This window comes from Clostridium sp. YIM B02569 (assembly GCF_022320765.1).
Taxonomy (GTDB): Bacteria; Bacillota; Clostridia; order Clostridiales; family Clostridiaceae; genus Clostridium; species Clostridium beijerinckii.
This window is the reverse complement of sequence record NZ_JAKJJX010000004.1, coordinates 209,928-226,244: the sequence shown is the minus strand read 5'-3', so window position 1 is coordinate 226,244 and position 16,317 is coordinate 209,928. Positions and strand designations below refer to the sequence as shown.

Below are 16,317 nucleotides of genomic sequence, written 5' to 3'. Positions count from 1 at the left end.
CTTCTAATTTTTATATGAAAGCTTAAGTAAATTGATAAAAATTCACTTAACTAAAGTATCCTGGATATTGTGTTTCTTATACCCTTGTTGATGTTTTTTTGTATAAAATATCACTATATCCTTTTATGAATAATATAATTGTGATAATGCTAGATAAAAGGTCTGTTATAGGTTGAGCGAACCATAGCCCGTCTTGACCAATTACCTTTGGTAAGAAAAATATAGTTAGTGCTAATATCACTGATTGCCTTGATATACTTAATAGTACGGCGGTTTTAGGTTTACCTGTTAGCATCATGAAGCCAGATCCAAAGGTAGGGATGGAAATAAGAAAGATAAGCACTGTATATTTTTTTAAGCCATTTATAGAAATATTCACAAGTTCAGGGTTCTGCGTAAAAAGACTAACGGCGAATTTGGGGAATAGCTGCATAATTATAGCACTAAATGCCAAAAATCCAGTGCTAAACAGAACAGCAAGGGCAAGAGTCTTCAGGGTTCTGCCATAGTTCTTTTTTGCATAATTATAACCGATAATGGGCTGAAAGCCTTGAGCTATTCCATAAACTGGCATCAAAAATAACATTGTAATGGAGTTTAGTACAGTCATTGCGCCAATTGCTAGTTCTCCACCATATAAATTTAAGGAATAATTGCTTACAATTTGTGCAATACTTATGGATAATTGATTAGAAAATGGAACTAACCCAATTAAGAAAATAGCTTTTACAATTGAAATATGTAATTTGAAATTGATCTTTTTAAGTATTAAAGTATTTTTTAATTTCATGAAATAATAAAGTCCAAGAATTACGGTAGTAAATTGAGCAATGACAGTAGCAATAGCTGCACCTTTTATTCCCATGTGAAATACATATATAAATAAGGCATCAAGTAATATATTAAGAATGCACCCTGTGATTGTAATAGCAGCTGAAAATATAGGATTTCCATCAGAACGAACGATAAAAGGCAGACAAAATCCCAGCATATTAAAAATAGTACCAGCCATGATGATTGTAATAAAATCTTTGGTATAAGATAATATTTCACCGTTTATACCCAGCCATCCTAATATTGAATTTTGAAATATCAGATACAAACTGGTGACCAAAAGCCCTAAAACAATGCTTAGAGATAGTGCATTTCCAGCAAAATTTTCAGCTTCTTCTTTATTGCCTTCTCCGAGTTTTATAGAGATATTAGAGCTGGCCCCCATTGATATGAGAGCAGATAACGCTACTACTATTGTAGTAATTGGCATTGTAAGGCCAATTCCAGTTAAGGCTAGAGTTCCGACTTCTGATATATTTCCTATAAACATCCGATCAATTACTATATAAAGTGAATTAATCAATAAACTGAGTACTGTTGGAACTGAATATTGTATAAGTAATTTTCCAATAGATTTTTGTTCAAGTTCTTGTATTTTGTCCATTATGTAATTTCTCCTTTAGATATATTAAAGATATATAATATCTGCAATTCGAATATAAAAACCCATATATTAATGGGTAAATATTTATTCTTTGTTGGTTTTGCAGTTTGATTTATTTTGAGTCAGATCATATAGTTTTTTATCTTCTAGATAATTTTCTAGTACATTTTCAGCTTCTCCCATTACTTTTTCAATCAAACATTTGCTATTTTCATTTAAATTGCAAACAAATAATGAGCCAGTTCCTTCAGTGGCCTTAATAACATCCATAAAAGAAATAGACTTCATGTCTTTACGCAAAACGTAACCTCCATTTGCACCTGGAGTTGACTCAATTAAATCAGCTTTTACCAGCTGAGTTAAAATTTTTGAAAGATATGTAGTAGATAAATTAAAGTGTTCCGCTAGAGCACTTACGCTTAGCTTTTCACTTTTCGCATTTTCCATCATATATACAATTGTATGTAGCGCATAATTTGTTGCTTTTGTATATTTCAAATTAAAACCTCCTAAAAGATATTGCAGAGTTTATTTATCTATAATAATAAATATAATATATTATTTTGTCAATAAGTATTTCATGCACCTGGCAATTCGGATTTTGCAGTTAGGCGGTATACATCTAATTCCGGTATTAAACTCATTTCTACATTTTGGATAGCATCCGTTCCATCTTTCCTTTTTCCTGTTACTACCCCTATGTCGTGTTTCACGACACCCCTGCAATGTCTTAAAAGTACATCTCTTAGATTTTTATCCGATAGCTAGCATCCGTACCTCCCATTCTTTAAGTAGAAGATAACGACTGCACGCTCCTAGATAAGTTCAACTGGTTTAATCCTGCCATAAAGCCTTTCTGCATCCATCGCAAACAACTGCTCCATTAAATTCAATAACATCTTTATCACTTCCACAAAAAATGCATCCTTTAATATATTTTTTAACAACCACCCCATTATCAACCTTAATTATTTCCATGGAATCTCCCTCATCAATTCCTAGTACCTTTCTTATTTCTTTTGGTATTACAATCCTTCCAAGTGGGTCGAGCTTTCTTACTATTCCTGACGATTTCATCTTTACATTCTCCTCATATAAATTATTTCTTGCATTGAATTACTCTTGTCTTTTCCTCTAATATCTCTATTTTCTTTTCTAAAATCACATTTTCATAACCTAGCTTAGGCACAATCAAGGAAACTCCTACTCACATTCGTTCATGGGAGTAAGTGCGAGCAGCCAAATATGAAAGCTCACAGAGAAAGTTCGAGTAACCAAATATAAAATTTGGACTCTCACTTTTTGGGCTCTTACTTAAGCCTATAATTATTACTAATATCCTTCTCAATTTCTACAACATAATCTTTTGACATTTCATATATTCTTGAAGCGACCCCTTCATCAAATGTCAGTAATCTGTCAACAGAGAATTCGCTGCTGACTATGATAGGCAGAAAATTAAGATACCTGTAATTAATAATTTCAAACATAATATTTGTATCTGTTTCATTGATTTTTCCCTTAAAGAGATCATCAATAAGTAGTACCTCACATAATTGATACTTTGAGATGGTCCTAGTATAATATTCTTCATCAATCATATTTTGTTTTACCTTTGTGATTACATCACGATAAGGCATGTACAGCACTTTAATTCTTTGTTTTAAAAAATTCAATGCAACAGCAATGCTACAGTGCGTTTTACCGCTACCAACCTGTCCACATAATAAAATACTATTTCGCCTATTATCTTTTATTTCATCAAAATCAGTACAATATGCTGCTGCAGTGTCCTTCATCCTTTGTGACGCATTATTCCAAACTTCAAAACTAGAAAAAGTAAGTTTACTTTGTTCAACATTGATTCCCGAATACTTCCACTCATTCTTTAGTTTTTCTATTTTTCTGCATTCACAGGCTACAGCAAGAGGCTGCATATGTTCCTGGGGGATAAGTATCCATCCAGTATCACAGCATTTATCGCATTTATATGAGGTTTGCTTCAATCCTCTTTCGTTCAGCCTCTGTAAGTTTTCGCGGTTCCTTCGGCTTGAATCCTGCAAATTCATTTTTATCTGCTCTGTTACTCTTTCCATTGCTTCTAACCCCATTTTTCTTTACCTCCATATGATCTTCTGGATACCCATCTCTCCTCCAGTTTTTTAATACCCCAATTGCATACTTTATGTCAGGACAATTCTTCTCAAACCCAACATCCATGGCCATCTTAACCATTTTTTCTCCATGGATATCAATAGCCGATCTAAGAGCAACATAGTCGCATCCTCCTGGCTTTCCTGTTATTTTTTCATGATAATGCATAAGCTCTAAAGCTTTAAGATTTATGTCCTCCTCTTCCCCTGATTCACTTTTAGTATTATTGTGTTTCTTAGATAGATTCGACTGGCTAACTTCATCATCACAAGCTGAGCCTTTATTATTTATATCAAAACCATTATTCTTTTTACCCTCTATGTTTTTATCTTTATCTATCTCTTTTTTCTCTTTCTTATTCTTCTTCTTATTATCTATCTTTTTCTTATTCTGCTGCGTTACTGTAACGTTACTTCTATTTCGTGTAACGTTACTATTATTTTTAGTGACAATACAATTATCATCAGCAGTTTCTAAAATGTTATTACTGATATCTTCATTAGTATCAATAATTTCTACAGTACTATTATTACCTGCTTCGCTAGTAGTAATATTAGTTTTATCATTAATATACGTATTTCCAGAAGCCTCTTCATTAGTTTCCAAATTTTCTAATATATCATTTTTACCTAGAGCTTTGTTTTCTTCTATAGTAGAATTCTTAGAGTAATCTTTCTTTCGTTCTAATTCATTAGTTTTTTCTAATTCTACACTTTCATCCATATCTTGATTTTCTTCTAAATCTATAAATTCTTCTAAGACTTTATCTTCCTGAATTTCTTCCTTATTACTTTTAGCTGCATTCTTCTCTTCTTTTTTCTTTTCTCTATGATTTTCAACTCTTTTTCTATTTTGTTCACGGACCCTTTCCATTCCCTCTATATTCTGATGCTTATCCCAGTTCACAATTCTAATTACTTTATCAGAAGCTATTTCAATCATGCCAAAGTTAGATAATACTTTTAATGCAATCTTAATATCCTCTAAAGGCCTAGAAAATAATACAGCTAACATTTTGGCAGTGAGAGGTTTCCCTTCTGATAAGAAAACCTTTCCATTAGCATTAAGTTTTCCACCAAGTAAAAGTATTCTTATCCAAACATAATGAATTGTATCCCTGTTAGGCATTGCATCTATTAACTTCATCTTTTCATCATCATGCATATTAGTAGCTAATTTAATCCATTTAATATCTGCCATTATTTTCACGCTCCCATAAATAAAATTGCCTAAATCTTTTGAGACCATTCCATGATGGGTTTAACTCAATTAACTTACAAACATCTATATAACATTTAAAAATCCTAAAATTCATTTGTAAGTCCTCACTTTCTTTCTATACATTTCTATCAAAAGTTGTATCCCTGATACATTCTAGCTAAAGATGTATTAAAATAAATTTGCATTTATTTTTTAATTTAAGACTACTATTTTCTTAATTCAATTAAAATTTCTTTTAATGATTCTTCAGTAGCTTGTCCTTCTATAAAAATAACTATCAGCTCAACATAATGCTCTTACATTACAATATATACGTTGCAATTCCCAATGCACATTTCACAATTACGTATAAAATTCTTGCAATATTTTTAGAATTGTGATGAAGAATTATTTTTGCAATATATATAATTAATTTTTGATTTCTAACACTATATATAAAGTTAATACAATTTACTTTTCAAGTAATTTATTTATTAAAAAAAATCTCTATTGGATTATTTATATCTAATAGTTTTATCATCTTATCAATTTCATTAGAACCAAATATTCCTTTATTAAGTTTATTACCTAAGGTTTTTGGAGACATTCCTAATTCCCTTGCCAGCTTTTCCTGAGTATATCCTTTTCCTTTTAACTCATTAACTAATATCATAAATGCTCCCCTTTCGTTACTCATTAAGTAATATTTTATATATTATGGCTATTATTGTCAATACTTCTTACGTAACTTTTTCTATATACTGGAAAATAATTGTTGCATATCCAGAAACAGATGTTATAATAAATTAAAATATATAAATTTTGGACTGTCTTCCAATACATTAATATATATAAATGCTATAATATATTTTATCTACACTGTCTTAATTTATGGACTTTAACCAATGTATTAATTACAAGTGATTATTATTATTATTTATCATAACTCTTTAATTTATCGACCTTAATTAAAAATTAAATGCTAATACTTATTACCAGAATTTATTTAAATATTTTATTTTGTTAACCATTGCAAATAAATTATATTAATAGTCTCAAAATTAGAATGATTTTTTTAATTTGCCTAACTGCAGTAAACAAAATAAATAAAAAGTTATTAAGTTTTATTAGGACGCTTCAATTTTATTATAGATTATCAATAAATTATATTAATTGATAATCTATAATTTACTTACTTTTAATATAGAACTAAGAGGTGATATAAAATGGGTTTGAAAGAAAATATCAAAAATAGACGATTAGAATTGAATCTCACATTAGAAGATGTTTCTAAAAGATTATCTATTAGTAAGCCAACACTTCAAAGATATGAAAGCGGTGTAATCTCTAATATACCTTCTGACAAAATCGAAAAACTTGCAGTAATATTAGAAACAACTCCATCTATTTTAATGGGATGGGATGAAAACAAAATAAAAACACGTTTACAACTATCAGAAGAATTAGAATGTTTATTAAAAAAATATAATTCTTTAGATAATCTAGGCAAACATACGGTAAACACAGTATTAGAAATGGAGTTTAATCGTTGCTCACAACTTAATAATCATGATAAAGGCTTTTAATTTCTTGTCTATAATAGGAAGTTATTCACTAAAAATAAATTAAAATGCTGCAATTAAATTACAGTACTTCTAATTAATTGTACAAATAGCTATATCACTGATATACAACCTTTTAATTATTAATTTTCATATATAATTAATAATGCTGTATAATTCACTCTAGAATAATACAGCACTTTCATTTCTTGCTTTAAGCTATATTTTAATTTTAAGTTATTTTTAATTACACCCTCCTCAAATGCAAAAATATTGAACCTTTTCTATTCTCATACTTTTATTTTCATTGCTGCAACTAACTGACCATTTTTATATTTTGTAAATTCTATAATAATTTCTCTTCTATATTTTATGGCTGTTGTTATGCCAACTTCATCAAGATATTTGAACTTCTCATCTTCATGGAATTCTACAATTTGAAATTTAACGAATTTATCTGGGTATGATTTTTAGACTTCCTGCTATTTCACTTGAATAAACTTTATTCCTTTGTATAGTACGATCTTTTCATATTTTATTAAGGCTCATTCAAAAAAATAGCAAGTTAGTTTCCTAATTTTAAATAAGACTATAAATTTGAATTTTGAAGTCTACGTACTCTATCTTCTATCGTTGGATGAGTGCTAAATAGATTCATTAATCTTTGCTCACTTAGAGGATTGACTATAAACATATGGCTTACTGCAGGATTTACGTCCATAGGAACCACTCTTGAAGCCTGATCTAACTTAAGTAATGCATTAGAGAGTCCTCTGCTATGTCCTGCAATCCTCGCTCCTGTACTGTCAGCAAGATATTCTCTAGATCTCGATACTGCCATCTGTACTAACATAGCTGCAATAGGTCCTAAAATAATTAATGGTAAAGCTGCTAGGAATCCTGAGCCTTCTTCTTCATCACTGTTACCCATGCCAAACATTAACGCCCATTGCGCCCAATTAGCCATTGTTGTGATTACTCCTGCCATTACAGCTGCAATAGTACTTATAAGCACGTCCCTATTCTTAATATGTGCCAGTTCATGAGCAATAACACCTTCTAATTCTTCATAATTTAGTATATTCAATAATCCTTGTGTAACAGCAACAGCTGAATGCTTAGGATTTCTTCCTGTTGCAAACGCATTAGGCTGCGTAGAAGCTGTAATATAAAGCCTTGACATTGGTATTCCTGCATTTGCTGTCAATCTTTCCACCATATTATAAATTTCAATATTATCATTTCTTGTTAATGGCTTAGCTCCAGTCATAGATAGTGCAATTTTATCACTAAACCAATAACTTCCTCCATTCATAACTAATGCAAGCACCAAAGCCATCAGCATCCCTGATTGCCCTCCAATACCTCCGCCTATTAATACTACTAATATCGTCAGGACACTCATCAAGAGTAAAGTTTTAATTTGATTTCCAAAACTACTCATTTTGTTTTCCTCCTTTTACTTAATCACTAAAATATTTTGACAATTTTTTCTCAATTCAGAAATTTATGTAACAAAAAAAAACTCTATAGCTAGAACACGTTCTAACTATAGAGTCTCACTAAGCATTTTTTGCTTTCAAAGCCGGGATCTCTCCGTAATGACGACTTTGAATCCTGTTATAATTAACAGGCAGTTACTCCCCCTATAAATGAGATTATCACTGTCTTTTTAATATTGTTATTAACAATATTACTATTAAATAAAAAACTTGTCAATATTATAAAAATCTTAACATGATAAACTTTTATTGATTTATTCTTACATAATTGTTATATTATTTTAAATAAGTTTTTTAATTACTTTTTAAAATTATTATAATTTACACAAAAAAGCAAAAATTATATTAATATTGTTTTTACATAAAATTTCGAATATATTAAAAAAATATATACAATTTAAATACAAATTTATCTGAAAGGAGCTACAAAAATGTCTACTAGAAAACATTTATTTAAGTTTTTATTAATTACATTTATAGCCGCTATATTTAATTTAGCTATATGGTATTACATGGGTTCTGAAAGAGCTTTAGAATTTCTCGGAGGATATATTATTGAATTAAGTCTTAGTGTCGATAATCTTTTTCTCTTTTTATTAATTTTCTCAAGCTTTGGAATTACTGCTAAACATCAAAAAAGAATTTTAACTTATGGAATTTTTGGTGCGATTATTCTAAGATTTATATTTGTTTTATTAGGAATTGCAATTATTAATGCATTTAAATGGATTATATATATATTTGGTATACTTCTTATTATAAGTGGTATAAAAATGATGATTAACAAAGAAGATGATGTATCATTTGAGAACAGTAAATTAATTAAACTTCTAAAAAAAATGATACCTGTAACTAAAGAGCTTCATGATGAAAAGTTTTTTATAAGAATAAACAATGTTCTTCATGCAACACCATTATTTGCAATATTATTTTTAATTGAAGGATCAGATTTACTATTTGCTATTGATTCAATACCTGCAATATTTGCAATAACGACTAATGCTTTCATTGTATACACATCAAATATTTTTGCAATATTGGGTCTTAGAAATTTATATTTTATTTTAGAAAAACTACACAGCACCTTCGAATATGTTAAATACGGAGTAGCCTTAATACTTATATTTACTGGTATAAAGCTTGGAATATCATTTAAGTATCATATATCTATAGTGATTTCTATTTCTATTATTTTACTAATTCTTGTAATAAGTGTAATAACCTCTATAATAATCAGCAAAGAAGGGAAAAAATGAATTATTAAATAATATCATATAAAACAAAAAATAAGGCACATAAAAAAATAACAAGACCTAAATGCCATGATTATTTTTCATTAGGCAAGGAAATTAATTTTCATATATAATTAATAATGCTGTATAATTCACTCTAGAATAATACAGCACTTTCATTTCTTGCTTTAAGCTATATTTAAATTTCAAGTTGCTTTTAATTACATATTTCTTCTAATGCTAGTATGGTGCAGGTCATATTTCATAGTTTTCCAAAATAAAATTAATAAACTTATATCTATTTAACTAATCAAAAGTTTTCTTATAGGTTAACTTTTCTCATAATTTAATATACTACTTTATTTCTAGTGCTTTATTAAATTTGCACCTAGTTCAAATGCTTTTTGACAATCTAAAGGAAATTGAATTTTTCTATGTGCTGCTTTTTCTTCTTCAGAGAAGGATTCAACTTTATATTTTGAGTAATCATCAAATTGATAAGTATTATTTGAATACATAACTAATGGTTTTGTGAATATATGTCCAATATTAGATTCCATGCGCTCAAAAGTTTTTAAATAACCAATTTGCTTCATCACCTCTTCTTTAACATTCATTGTATAAACAAATGCTGTTGGCATCCTCTTTGGCGCCAGTGAAGTACCATTATTATCATACACAAGATATGGAAATAATAATCTTTCTAAAAATGATAGAAATTTACCTGTTACATTACTAAAATATACTGGAGAACTAAAAATAAGCCCATCAGCTTGAGATACTTTTTCTAAAACTTCTTGAAGCTCGTCTTTTACTGCACATTTTCCATAACTTTTACCTCCAAGTCTTTTACAAGCAAAGCAACTTATGCATCCAGTATAATTTAAATCATATAAATTAATTATTTCAGTTTCAATTTCTTTATCTTTTGCAGCTTCTTTTACTCCCTCTAAAGCTTTTTCAAGCAATGTAGCTGTATTTTTATTTTTTCTTGGACTTCCGTTAATACCATAAATTTTCATAGTAGCACTCCTCTTTCTGTATATTCTCTTATAATGTTTTTGTTATAATTAATATAGCATAGGAGAAAAGATATACAAGAATGCAGTTTTTTCTGTGCCAGTATAAAAAGTATACTATTGAATTTGAAGGAGTTGTGATTATGAGTGATTATATGAATTATAATAAAGAATTCCCTGCCGATAATGTATATGAAAGAAAATGTCCTGTTATATATGCACTCGATATTTTAGGCCAAAAATGGAAATTACCTATCTTATGGTGTTTATCCAACAATGATTTTACTAGATATAGTGAATTAAAACGAAAAGTTAAAGGTATTACTAATATGATGCTTACAAAGTCTTTAAAAGAATTAGAAGAACATAAGCTAATTGTTAGAACTCAATATGAAACCATTCCCCCTAAGGTTGAATATTCTTTGACAGAAAGAGGTAAAGCCTTACTTCCCACATTTAAGGAATTATACCTATGGGGTGAAGAGCAACTTAAACTTGATACGTCAAAATCAAATTATGAATAATATAATATAAAATAAATGTATAATATATAAATTTACGTAAAAGTAAATCTATATATTATCCTTATTATTATAAATTTATATTTCATATCTTTTAAATGCTTCTCATTTACTTTAATGCATAATGTAAGAATATTGAAAACTAGCATGAAACTATTTATGTCTAGTTATAACATCTTTAATGATTATTATTAAGTATTTAAAGCATAGATTATTAATGAAATTATTCCACAAACTATAACGCTAGTAATAATCCTAGTGAGTAGATACCCTTTCGTTAATTGACTTAAATTACCTATTTGTGAACAATTTACCAAATCTGTGAAGTTAGCCATTGAATTTTTTATATTCGTCAATTTTGCATTTATCTTTTTATCCACGAAATTCCTCCCTAGTATTAATTGATCATTGACAATAATTTACTATTACGAATCAATTATACCATATTTTGTAAAAATTCCATTGTTAAATTTTCAAAGAATAATATTTAAAATAGCTACTTCGCATTTTTTAGAATTACGAAATAAAAAATATCACATTATTCATTTATTATCTTGAATAATGTGATATTTAAATCTGTTTTTACTTTTGAAACATAATTATATTCTTCCATAGCATTGTAGTTTATTATTTGCCTAATAAACTTTTCTAAATCCTCTCACGCTGTCTGTAAACCCAACTCTTTCGTAAAATTGATGTGCATTTTTTCTAAAATCAGATGATACAAGAATTGCATAAGCACAATTTTTTGTTCTAGCGAACTCGTCAAGTGATTCCATTAATTTTCGCCCTATGCATTTTCCTCTTAATCCTTCTTTAACAATTACATCTTCAATTACTAAAAAAGATACCGCTAAGCATTTACAACATATCCCAATAGCCGAACCTATAATCTTATTATCTTCTTTAGCAACTACTAAATAATAATTCTCATTCGTTAGCATTTCTTTATATGTTTCAATAGCTTTATCAAAAGAAATTTCAAATGGTATAAGAGTACTATGCAATTCTAATACCTGCGAAATGTCTTCTATATTTAACTTTTCAATAATCATAATCTTAAAATCTCCTTTCTTAATAAAGCTTAAAATTTCAACTACTAAATTATATCATATTTTACAAGTATTATACTATTCAGTTTTCAAAGAACATTTTTTACCAGTTACTACGCACTTTCTACATATTGTGCAGTAAAAAACCGCAAATTCAATCTCTTGAATAATGCGATTTTATAATTTGCTATTTATTTTTAGTAATTCATAATTTAAGAATAGTGTAAATCTTATATATTGAATATAACATTAAAGCATGACCGTAAAACGGAAATTAAACTTGAATACATTTTAGTTTGTTTATTAAAAAAAATAACTATAATGATAGAACATTTCATTTCTTTTATACCCTGATTGTTCATATAGTTTTTGTGCAGTAGTATTATCTATTGCAGTTGATAAGGTTAATCCTTTTGCTCCTGTTTCAAATGCAAACTCTTTTGCTTTATTCATTAAACTTTTACCTATACCTTTCTTTCTCGCACTTTCTTCAACATATAAATCATTTAGTATCCATATTCTTTTCATGGATACTGATGAAAAAGATGGGTATAATTGAACAAATCCTAGAGGTATTATTGAGTCTTTCATGATAATAAAAATTACTGATTCATTATGTATCATTCGTTCTTCAATAAATTTCTTTGAAGATTCTAAATTTGAATCTTGTCCATAAAATATTCTATACTTATTGAATAAGTTTCCAATCAACTCTAAATCTTCTAAATCAGCTTTTTTAATTTTTATATTTTCCATATTCTCTCTCCTCTTTATACTTTATGATTTTATTTCGATATAACTATGCGCTAGTAGTATTTCACCATAATTTACTACATCAAATCTATATATTATGTAAAGTTTCTAGTATTTTCAACTCTCTAATTCACCTTTATAGTCTTCTAATATTATTTAAAAAAACTTTTGATAGTTTCACATACAAAATCAACTTCTGCTTCTGTTATTTGAGGATATATTGGAAGTGCAAGTATTCTCTCACATATACTTTCAGCAACCGGAAAATCTCCTTTTTTATAACCTAAATAACTGAAACACCTTTGAAGATGTAATGGTATAGGATAATAAATACTAAATTGAATCTGATTTTTCTTTAAGTATTCTCCAAGTTCATCTCTCTTTTCTGTTAATATATTAAATACATAATACACGGGATTTTGCTCGCCCTTCAAAGTGGCAAATTTTAATTCCTGACAATCTTTTAACCTATCAAAATACCAATTGGCAACAATTTCTCTCTTTTTAATGCTTTCTTTTATGTATTTCATTTTCACTTGAAGAATAGCTGCCTGTATAGTATCCAATCTTGAATTGTATCCAATGTGTTCATAGTGATATTTTTTTGATGCTCCGTGAACTCTATACATTCTAGCTAATCTAGCTAATTCATCGTTATTTGTCACTATCATTCCTCCATCCCCAAAACCACCAAGAGTCTTGGTTGGAAAGAATGAGAAAATCCCAAAATCTCCAATAGTGCCTGAATGTTTATATTCAGATCCATTTCCTTTCCATCTCATTCCAAATCCCTCAGCAGCATCTTCAAGTACTCTCAAATTATGTTTACCTGCTATGTCCATTATTTTATCTATATCAGCCATTTGTGAAAAAAGATGAATCGGAACTATACCAACAGTATTTTTAGTAACTTTTTCTTCTATTTTATTTACATCAATATTAAAAGTGTCCTCATCAATATCTACAAAAACTGGTTTTCCCCCTCTTCTTGTTATACATGATGTAGATGCAAGAAAAGTAAATGGAGATGTGATGATTTCTTTTCCATTTTCAAATCCTAAAATATCCGAAGTTAAAATTAGCGCATCAGTTCCAGATGCAACAGCAATTGCATGTTTAGCTCCGGTAAACTCCTCAATAGATTTTTCAAAATCAGTCACCTCTTTTCCAAGCGTTGAAATTCCTTCTTGCATAACGCTAATAACAGCATTATCAAATTCTTGTTTATGTTCTTCATATTCTCTTTTAGATGTATAAAAATCAACTTTCAATTTATGTTCCTCCTTTTGTTTTTTCTATATTTTTATAAATTACTACTATAAATCTGCATATTGCTCAAATTATATGAATAGTTATTTTTCTTTATACACCTATTTTAATTCCTACCCTTAGGTATGAGTCAATATTAATATCCTAACTGTTTTCCTACAATAATTACATTTATCCTATCTTTAATAAACTGCCCTCTAATTGATAGATAAGATTATTTATATACGAACATAATCAATTGCTATCCAACTTCTCATATTATATAGTCCTATACCCTATATATATTGCTGAATTAAACTTACATAATCCATATTAATAACATCTAAAAAGAGTACTTTTTAGATATTTCACTAATATAAAGTACTCTTTTTCAAAAGCTATGTTATATTATTACTATATAGTTTGCTTAGCAGATATAACTGTTATCTCTAATACTCTACTTAAAAAAGGAAATTTTTTCTTCACCATATCAAAGTCTGGACCCTCTACAAGGAATTTTGCAGTTCCTTCTATTAAAAATCCTGCTCCTGGATGTTGATGTCCCATAACCTCTTTGCTACCTAAAGTAACTTTAACTTTATTATTTGCTTCTATGTTTTTTTGAGTTCTTCTCATGCCTCCTGCAGGTACTAATATCCTACCATCTTCAGTAACACTAAGAAATGAATGCCAAGTATTAACTACATGCGCCTCATTGTTACTACAAGATACTATAGCCACTACACCTTCATGTGATATAACTTCAAGCAATTTTTCATTTAACATTTAAATTCCTCCTCTGTATTTCTACAAATTTAATTATTTTCATATTTTAAAAAGTCTTAATTTGTGCACATTGACTTTTCTATAAAACAATTATACAATCAACGTGTACTCATCAAAAGTGCCAATTCATTTTATTTTATAGGATACAGTTTATAAGGAGTGTGTTTTAAAAAAATGATTGTTCTAGATAATGATTCAAGAGTTCCACTGTATTTGCAAATTTACGAGCAGCTAAAAGAAGAGATAATTTCAGGACAAATTCTGGAAGGTAGTAAGCTATATTCAACACGAACGCTTGCAACAACATTAAATGTCAGTAGAAATACAGTAGAAAGTGCTTATCTACAACTTTCTTCTGAAGGATATGTTACAAGTAAAGCAGGCAGTGGATTCATAGTTGAAAAACTAGATAGTATGCTAATCACTAAGTTAAAAAGAGATAACTCTGTCAATATTGAGAAATATAAAAAAACTACGCTACCTAAGATGAATTCTGATAATAATTATAAGTATAATTTCAAATATGGAAAGTTAAATGCTTCTGATTTTCCTTTGCGCTTGTGGAGAAGGATATCCAATAAATGCTTGGCCTCTATAGATGCTGATGTTATGACATCCTATACTAGCAGTAAAGGCGAAAAAGAATTACGAATAGAAATAATGAATTATTTAAATAAGTCAAGGGCTGTCTCATGTACCTCAGAACAGATTATTATTACTTCAGGCTTTGAGCAGTGTTTAAGTTTGCTATGCCAAATGTTTAGAAACAATTTTTCTAAAGTAGCTTTAGAAGATCCTGGCTACATTGGCGCAAGAAAGATTTTTAACAATAACGGATATGATGTTGTTCCAATTAGCTTAGACAAGGATGGAATAAATATTGCTGAATTAGAAAATAATTCCGCAAAGATAGTATATGTAACCCCCTCACATCAATTTCCTACTGGATCAGTGATGCCAATTCAAAAAAGGTTACAATTATTAGATTGGGCAAGAAGAGAAAATGGAATTATAATTGAAGATGATTATGATAGTGAACTTCGTTACAATTCAAGGCCAATACCTTCAATACAAGGCATCGATTCAAAAGGCTGTGTTATATATATTGGTACTTTTTCAAAGTCTTTATCCCCAAGCTTGCGATTGAATTATATGGTATTACCCCAATCATTAATAGAAATATATGATAAATTTTTTAGCAGCTACCAAACCTCAGTTCCAATAGTTGAGCAAAAAATCATTCAACAGTTTATGCATTTAGGACATTGGGATAGTCATCTGCGCAAGATATCTCTTCTAAACAAAAGAAGACATGATATGTTAATTCACTCTATTCATAAATTTATGGGAGATAATGTTATTATTCATGGTAAAAATGCAGGTTTGCATATCTTGCTGGAATTAAATAATGGATTATCTGAAGAAGAGATAATAGAAAAAGCTAAAGAGTATGGCGTTATAGTTTCTCCTGTATCTACATATTGGTTACGCAAGGATAAATATCCTAATAATATGGTTTTTCTTGGTTTTGGTGGAATGACTGACAGTGACATTGCTGAAGGTGTTAATTTACTTAGTAAAGCATGGTTTAGTAAGTAAATCCTATTAGGAAATTAAAATAGGCATTATAAGGGTTGTCGCATTAGCGGATTAAAATCCATTAGCGATAGCTCATTTTTTAGCCTATATAAATTATTTATTAAATAAGATATTGAGCGAATTAATAAAAGGTCCAAATTCTATTTTTTAATCAACATTTGAACCTTTTAAATCTAATCTAATTGTTTTTATGCTATGAATCCAGCTCTTTTCTTTATTAAGAAATAATAATGGAATCTTAATTATAAGTC

The 16,317-nt window shown here is 28.8% G+C and carries 17 protein-coding genes and 1 pseudogene; 4 read left to right on the top strand and 14 right to left on the bottom strand.

All coding sequences use genetic code 11. From position 1 onward, the window contains the following. Positions 1 to 76 precede the first annotated feature (76 nt). From L3B96_RS05375 to L3B96_RS05345, 7 genes and pseudogenes are all read right to left on the bottom strand, one after another. Positions 77 to 1,438: an MATE family efflux transporter gene (locus L3B96_RS05375; protein ID WP_238859113.1), complete on the bottom strand. Its 1,362-nt coding sequence runs from the start codon at positions 1,436 to 1,438 to the stop codon at positions 77 to 79. Between the two features lie 84 nt (positions 1,439 to 1,522). Continuing rightward, on the bottom strand, positions 1,523 to 1,936 hold the full coding sequence (locus L3B96_RS05370) for an Rrf2 family transcriptional regulator (RefSeq protein WP_238859112.1): 414 nt from the start codon (positions 1,934 to 1,936) through the stop codon (positions 1,523 to 1,525). Between the two features lie 83 nt (positions 1,937 to 2,019). Then, positions 2,020 to 2,193 (bottom strand): annotated as a pseudogene (locus tag L3B96_RS05365) (phage antirepressor Ant); the annotation flags it as partial. Between the two features lie 79 nt (positions 2,194 to 2,272). Next, positions 2,273 to 2,515, bottom strand: a complete 243-nt coding sequence (locus L3B96_RS05360) for an AbrB/MazE/SpoVT family DNA-binding domain-containing protein (RefSeq protein ID WP_238859111.1) — start codon at positions 2,513 to 2,515, stop codon at positions 2,273 to 2,275. Positions 2,516 to 2,748: 233 nt separating this feature from the next. Continuing rightward, entirely contained in the window at positions 2,749 to 3,375 is a 627-nt protein-coding gene (locus L3B96_RS05355; RefSeq protein WP_343073059.1) for an ATP-binding protein, read from the bottom strand. 49 nt (positions 3,376 to 3,424) lie between these two features. Next, on the bottom strand, positions 3,425 to 4,792 hold the full coding sequence (locus L3B96_RS05350) for a phage replisome organizer N-terminal domain-containing protein (RefSeq protein WP_238859104.1): 1,368 nt from the start codon (positions 4,790 to 4,792) through the stop codon (positions 3,425 to 3,427). Between the two features lie 487 nt (positions 4,793 to 5,279). After that, positions 5,280 to 5,465 carry a helix-turn-helix domain-containing protein gene (locus L3B96_RS05345; RefSeq protein WP_238859102.1) on the bottom strand — a complete coding sequence of 62 codons (186 nt, stop codon included), beginning with the start codon at positions 5,463 to 5,465 and terminating at the stop codon, positions 5,280 to 5,282. A gap of 553 nt (positions 5,466 to 6,018) precedes the next feature. Here L3B96_RS05345 and L3B96_RS05340 point away from each other — a divergent pair. Next, entirely contained in the window at positions 6,019 to 6,378 is a 360-nt protein-coding gene (locus L3B96_RS05340; protein ID WP_238859100.1) for a helix-turn-helix transcriptional regulator, read from the top strand. A 565-nt stretch (positions 6,379 to 6,943) separates the two neighbouring features. Here the strand turns inward: L3B96_RS05340 and L3B96_RS05335 are convergent. Then, on the bottom strand, positions 6,944 to 7,798 hold the full coding sequence (locus L3B96_RS05335) for a zinc metalloprotease HtpX (protein ID WP_238859098.1): 855 nt from the start codon (positions 7,796 to 7,798) through the stop codon (positions 6,944 to 6,946). A 471-nt stretch (positions 7,799 to 8,269) separates the two neighbouring features. Between L3B96_RS05335 and L3B96_RS05330 the strand changes: the two genes are divergently transcribed. Continuing rightward, positions 8,270 to 9,112: a TerC/Alx family metal homeostasis membrane protein gene (locus L3B96_RS05330; protein ID WP_275297109.1), complete on the top strand. Its 843-nt coding sequence runs from the start codon at positions 8,270 to 8,272 to the stop codon at positions 9,110 to 9,112. Positions 9,113 to 9,453: 341 nt separating this feature from the next. Here the strand turns inward: L3B96_RS05330 and L3B96_RS05325 are convergent, their stop codons facing one another. Further along, entirely contained in the window at positions 9,454 to 10,110 is a 657-nt protein-coding gene (locus L3B96_RS05325) for a flavodoxin family protein (RefSeq protein WP_238859075.1), read from the bottom strand. Between the two features lie 140 nt (positions 10,111 to 10,250). On the opposite strand from L3B96_RS05325, the gene L3B96_RS05320 reads away from it, so the two are divergent. Next, complete coding sequence (locus L3B96_RS05320) at positions 10,251 to 10,631, top strand: helix-turn-helix domain-containing protein (RefSeq protein WP_077831526.1); 381 nt, start codon at positions 10,251 to 10,253, stop codon at positions 10,629 to 10,631. Between the two features lie 188 nt (positions 10,632 to 10,819). Here the strand turns inward: L3B96_RS05320 and L3B96_RS05315 are convergent, their stop codons facing one another. From L3B96_RS05315 to L3B96_RS05295, 5 genes are all read right to left on the bottom strand, one after another. After that, entirely contained in the window at positions 10,820 to 11,008 is a 189-nt protein-coding gene (locus tag L3B96_RS05315) for a hypothetical protein (protein ID WP_238859073.1), read from the bottom strand. Positions 11,009 to 11,263: 255 nt separating this feature from the next. Then, positions 11,264 to 11,683 (bottom strand): GNAT family N-acetyltransferase, encoded by a 420-nt coding sequence (locus L3B96_RS05310; protein WP_077853834.1) that lies wholly within the window; start codon positions 11,681 to 11,683, stop codon positions 11,264 to 11,266. 300 nt (positions 11,684 to 11,983) lie between these two features. Further along, on the bottom strand, positions 11,984 to 12,436 hold the full coding sequence (locus L3B96_RS05305) for a GNAT family N-acetyltransferase (protein ID WP_012058434.1): 453 nt from the start codon (positions 12,434 to 12,436) through the stop codon (positions 11,984 to 11,986). Positions 12,437 to 12,585: 149 nt separating this feature from the next. Next, the gene (locus tag L3B96_RS05300; protein WP_238859072.1) at positions 12,586 to 13,704 is read right to left on the bottom strand and encodes a DegT/DnrJ/EryC1/StrS family aminotransferase; all 1,119 of its coding nucleotides are present in this window, start codon (positions 13,702 to 13,704) and stop codon (positions 12,586 to 12,588) included. 391 nt (positions 13,705 to 14,095) lie between these two features. Then, positions 14,096 to 14,467, bottom strand: a complete 372-nt coding sequence (locus L3B96_RS05295) for a pyridoxamine 5'-phosphate oxidase family protein (protein ID WP_012058432.1) — start codon at positions 14,465 to 14,467, stop codon at positions 14,096 to 14,098. Positions 14,468 to 14,641: 174 nt separating this feature from the next. Between L3B96_RS05295 and L3B96_RS05290 the strand changes: the two genes are divergently transcribed. Beyond that, entirely contained in the window at positions 14,642 to 16,066 is a 1,425-nt protein-coding gene (locus L3B96_RS05290) for a PLP-dependent aminotransferase family protein (protein WP_238859065.1), read from the top strand. Positions 16,067 to 16,317: the final 251 nt, after the last annotated feature.

Bases quoted from the DNA above. Each gene is read 5' to 3' on its own strand.
- L3B96_RS05375 (WP_238859113.1), bottom strand. From the start codon at position 1,438: ATGGACAAAATACAAGAACTTGAACAAAAATCTATTGGAAAATTACTT.
- L3B96_RS05360 (WP_238859111.1), bottom strand. From the start codon at position 2,515: ATGAAATCGTCAGGAATAGTAAGAAAGCTCGACCCACTTGGAAGGATT.
- L3B96_RS05355 (WP_343073059.1), bottom strand. From the start codon at position 3,375: ATGCAGCCTCTTGCTGTAGCCTGTGAATGCAGAAAAATAGAAAAACTA.
- L3B96_RS05350 (WP_238859104.1), bottom strand. From the start codon at position 4,792: ATGGCAGATATTAAATGGATTAAATTAGCTACTAATATGCATGATGAT.
- L3B96_RS05345 (WP_238859102.1), bottom strand. From the start codon at position 5,465: ATGATATTAGTTAATGAGTTAAAAGGAAAAGGATATACTCAGGAAAAG.
- L3B96_RS05340 (WP_238859100.1), top strand. From the start codon at position 6,019: ATGGGTTTGAAAGAAAATATCAAAAATAGACGATTAGAATTGAATCTC.
- L3B96_RS05335 (WP_238859098.1), bottom strand. From the start codon at position 7,798: ATGAGTAGTTTTGGAAATCAAATTAAAACTTTACTCTTGATGAGTGTC.
- L3B96_RS05325 (WP_238859075.1), bottom strand. From the start codon at position 10,110: ATGAAAATTTATGGTATTAACGGAAGTCCAAGAAAAAATAAAAATACA.
- L3B96_RS05320 (WP_077831526.1), top strand. From the start codon at position 10,251: ATGAGTGATTATATGAATTATAATAAAGAATTCCCTGCCGATAATGTA.
- L3B96_RS05310 (WP_077853834.1), bottom strand. From the start codon at position 11,683: ATGATTATTGAAAAGTTAAATATAGAAGACATTTCGCAGGTATTAGAA.
- L3B96_RS05305 (WP_012058434.1), bottom strand. From the start codon at position 12,436: ATGGAAAATATAAAAATTAAAAAAGCTGATTTAGAAGATTTAGAGTTG.
- L3B96_RS05295 (WP_012058432.1), bottom strand. From the start codon at position 14,467: ATGTTAAATGAAAAATTGCTTGAAGTTATATCACATGAAGGTGTAGTG.
- L3B96_RS05290 (WP_238859065.1), top strand. From the start codon at position 14,642: ATGATTGTTCTAGATAATGATTCAAGAGTTCCACTGTATTTGCAAATT.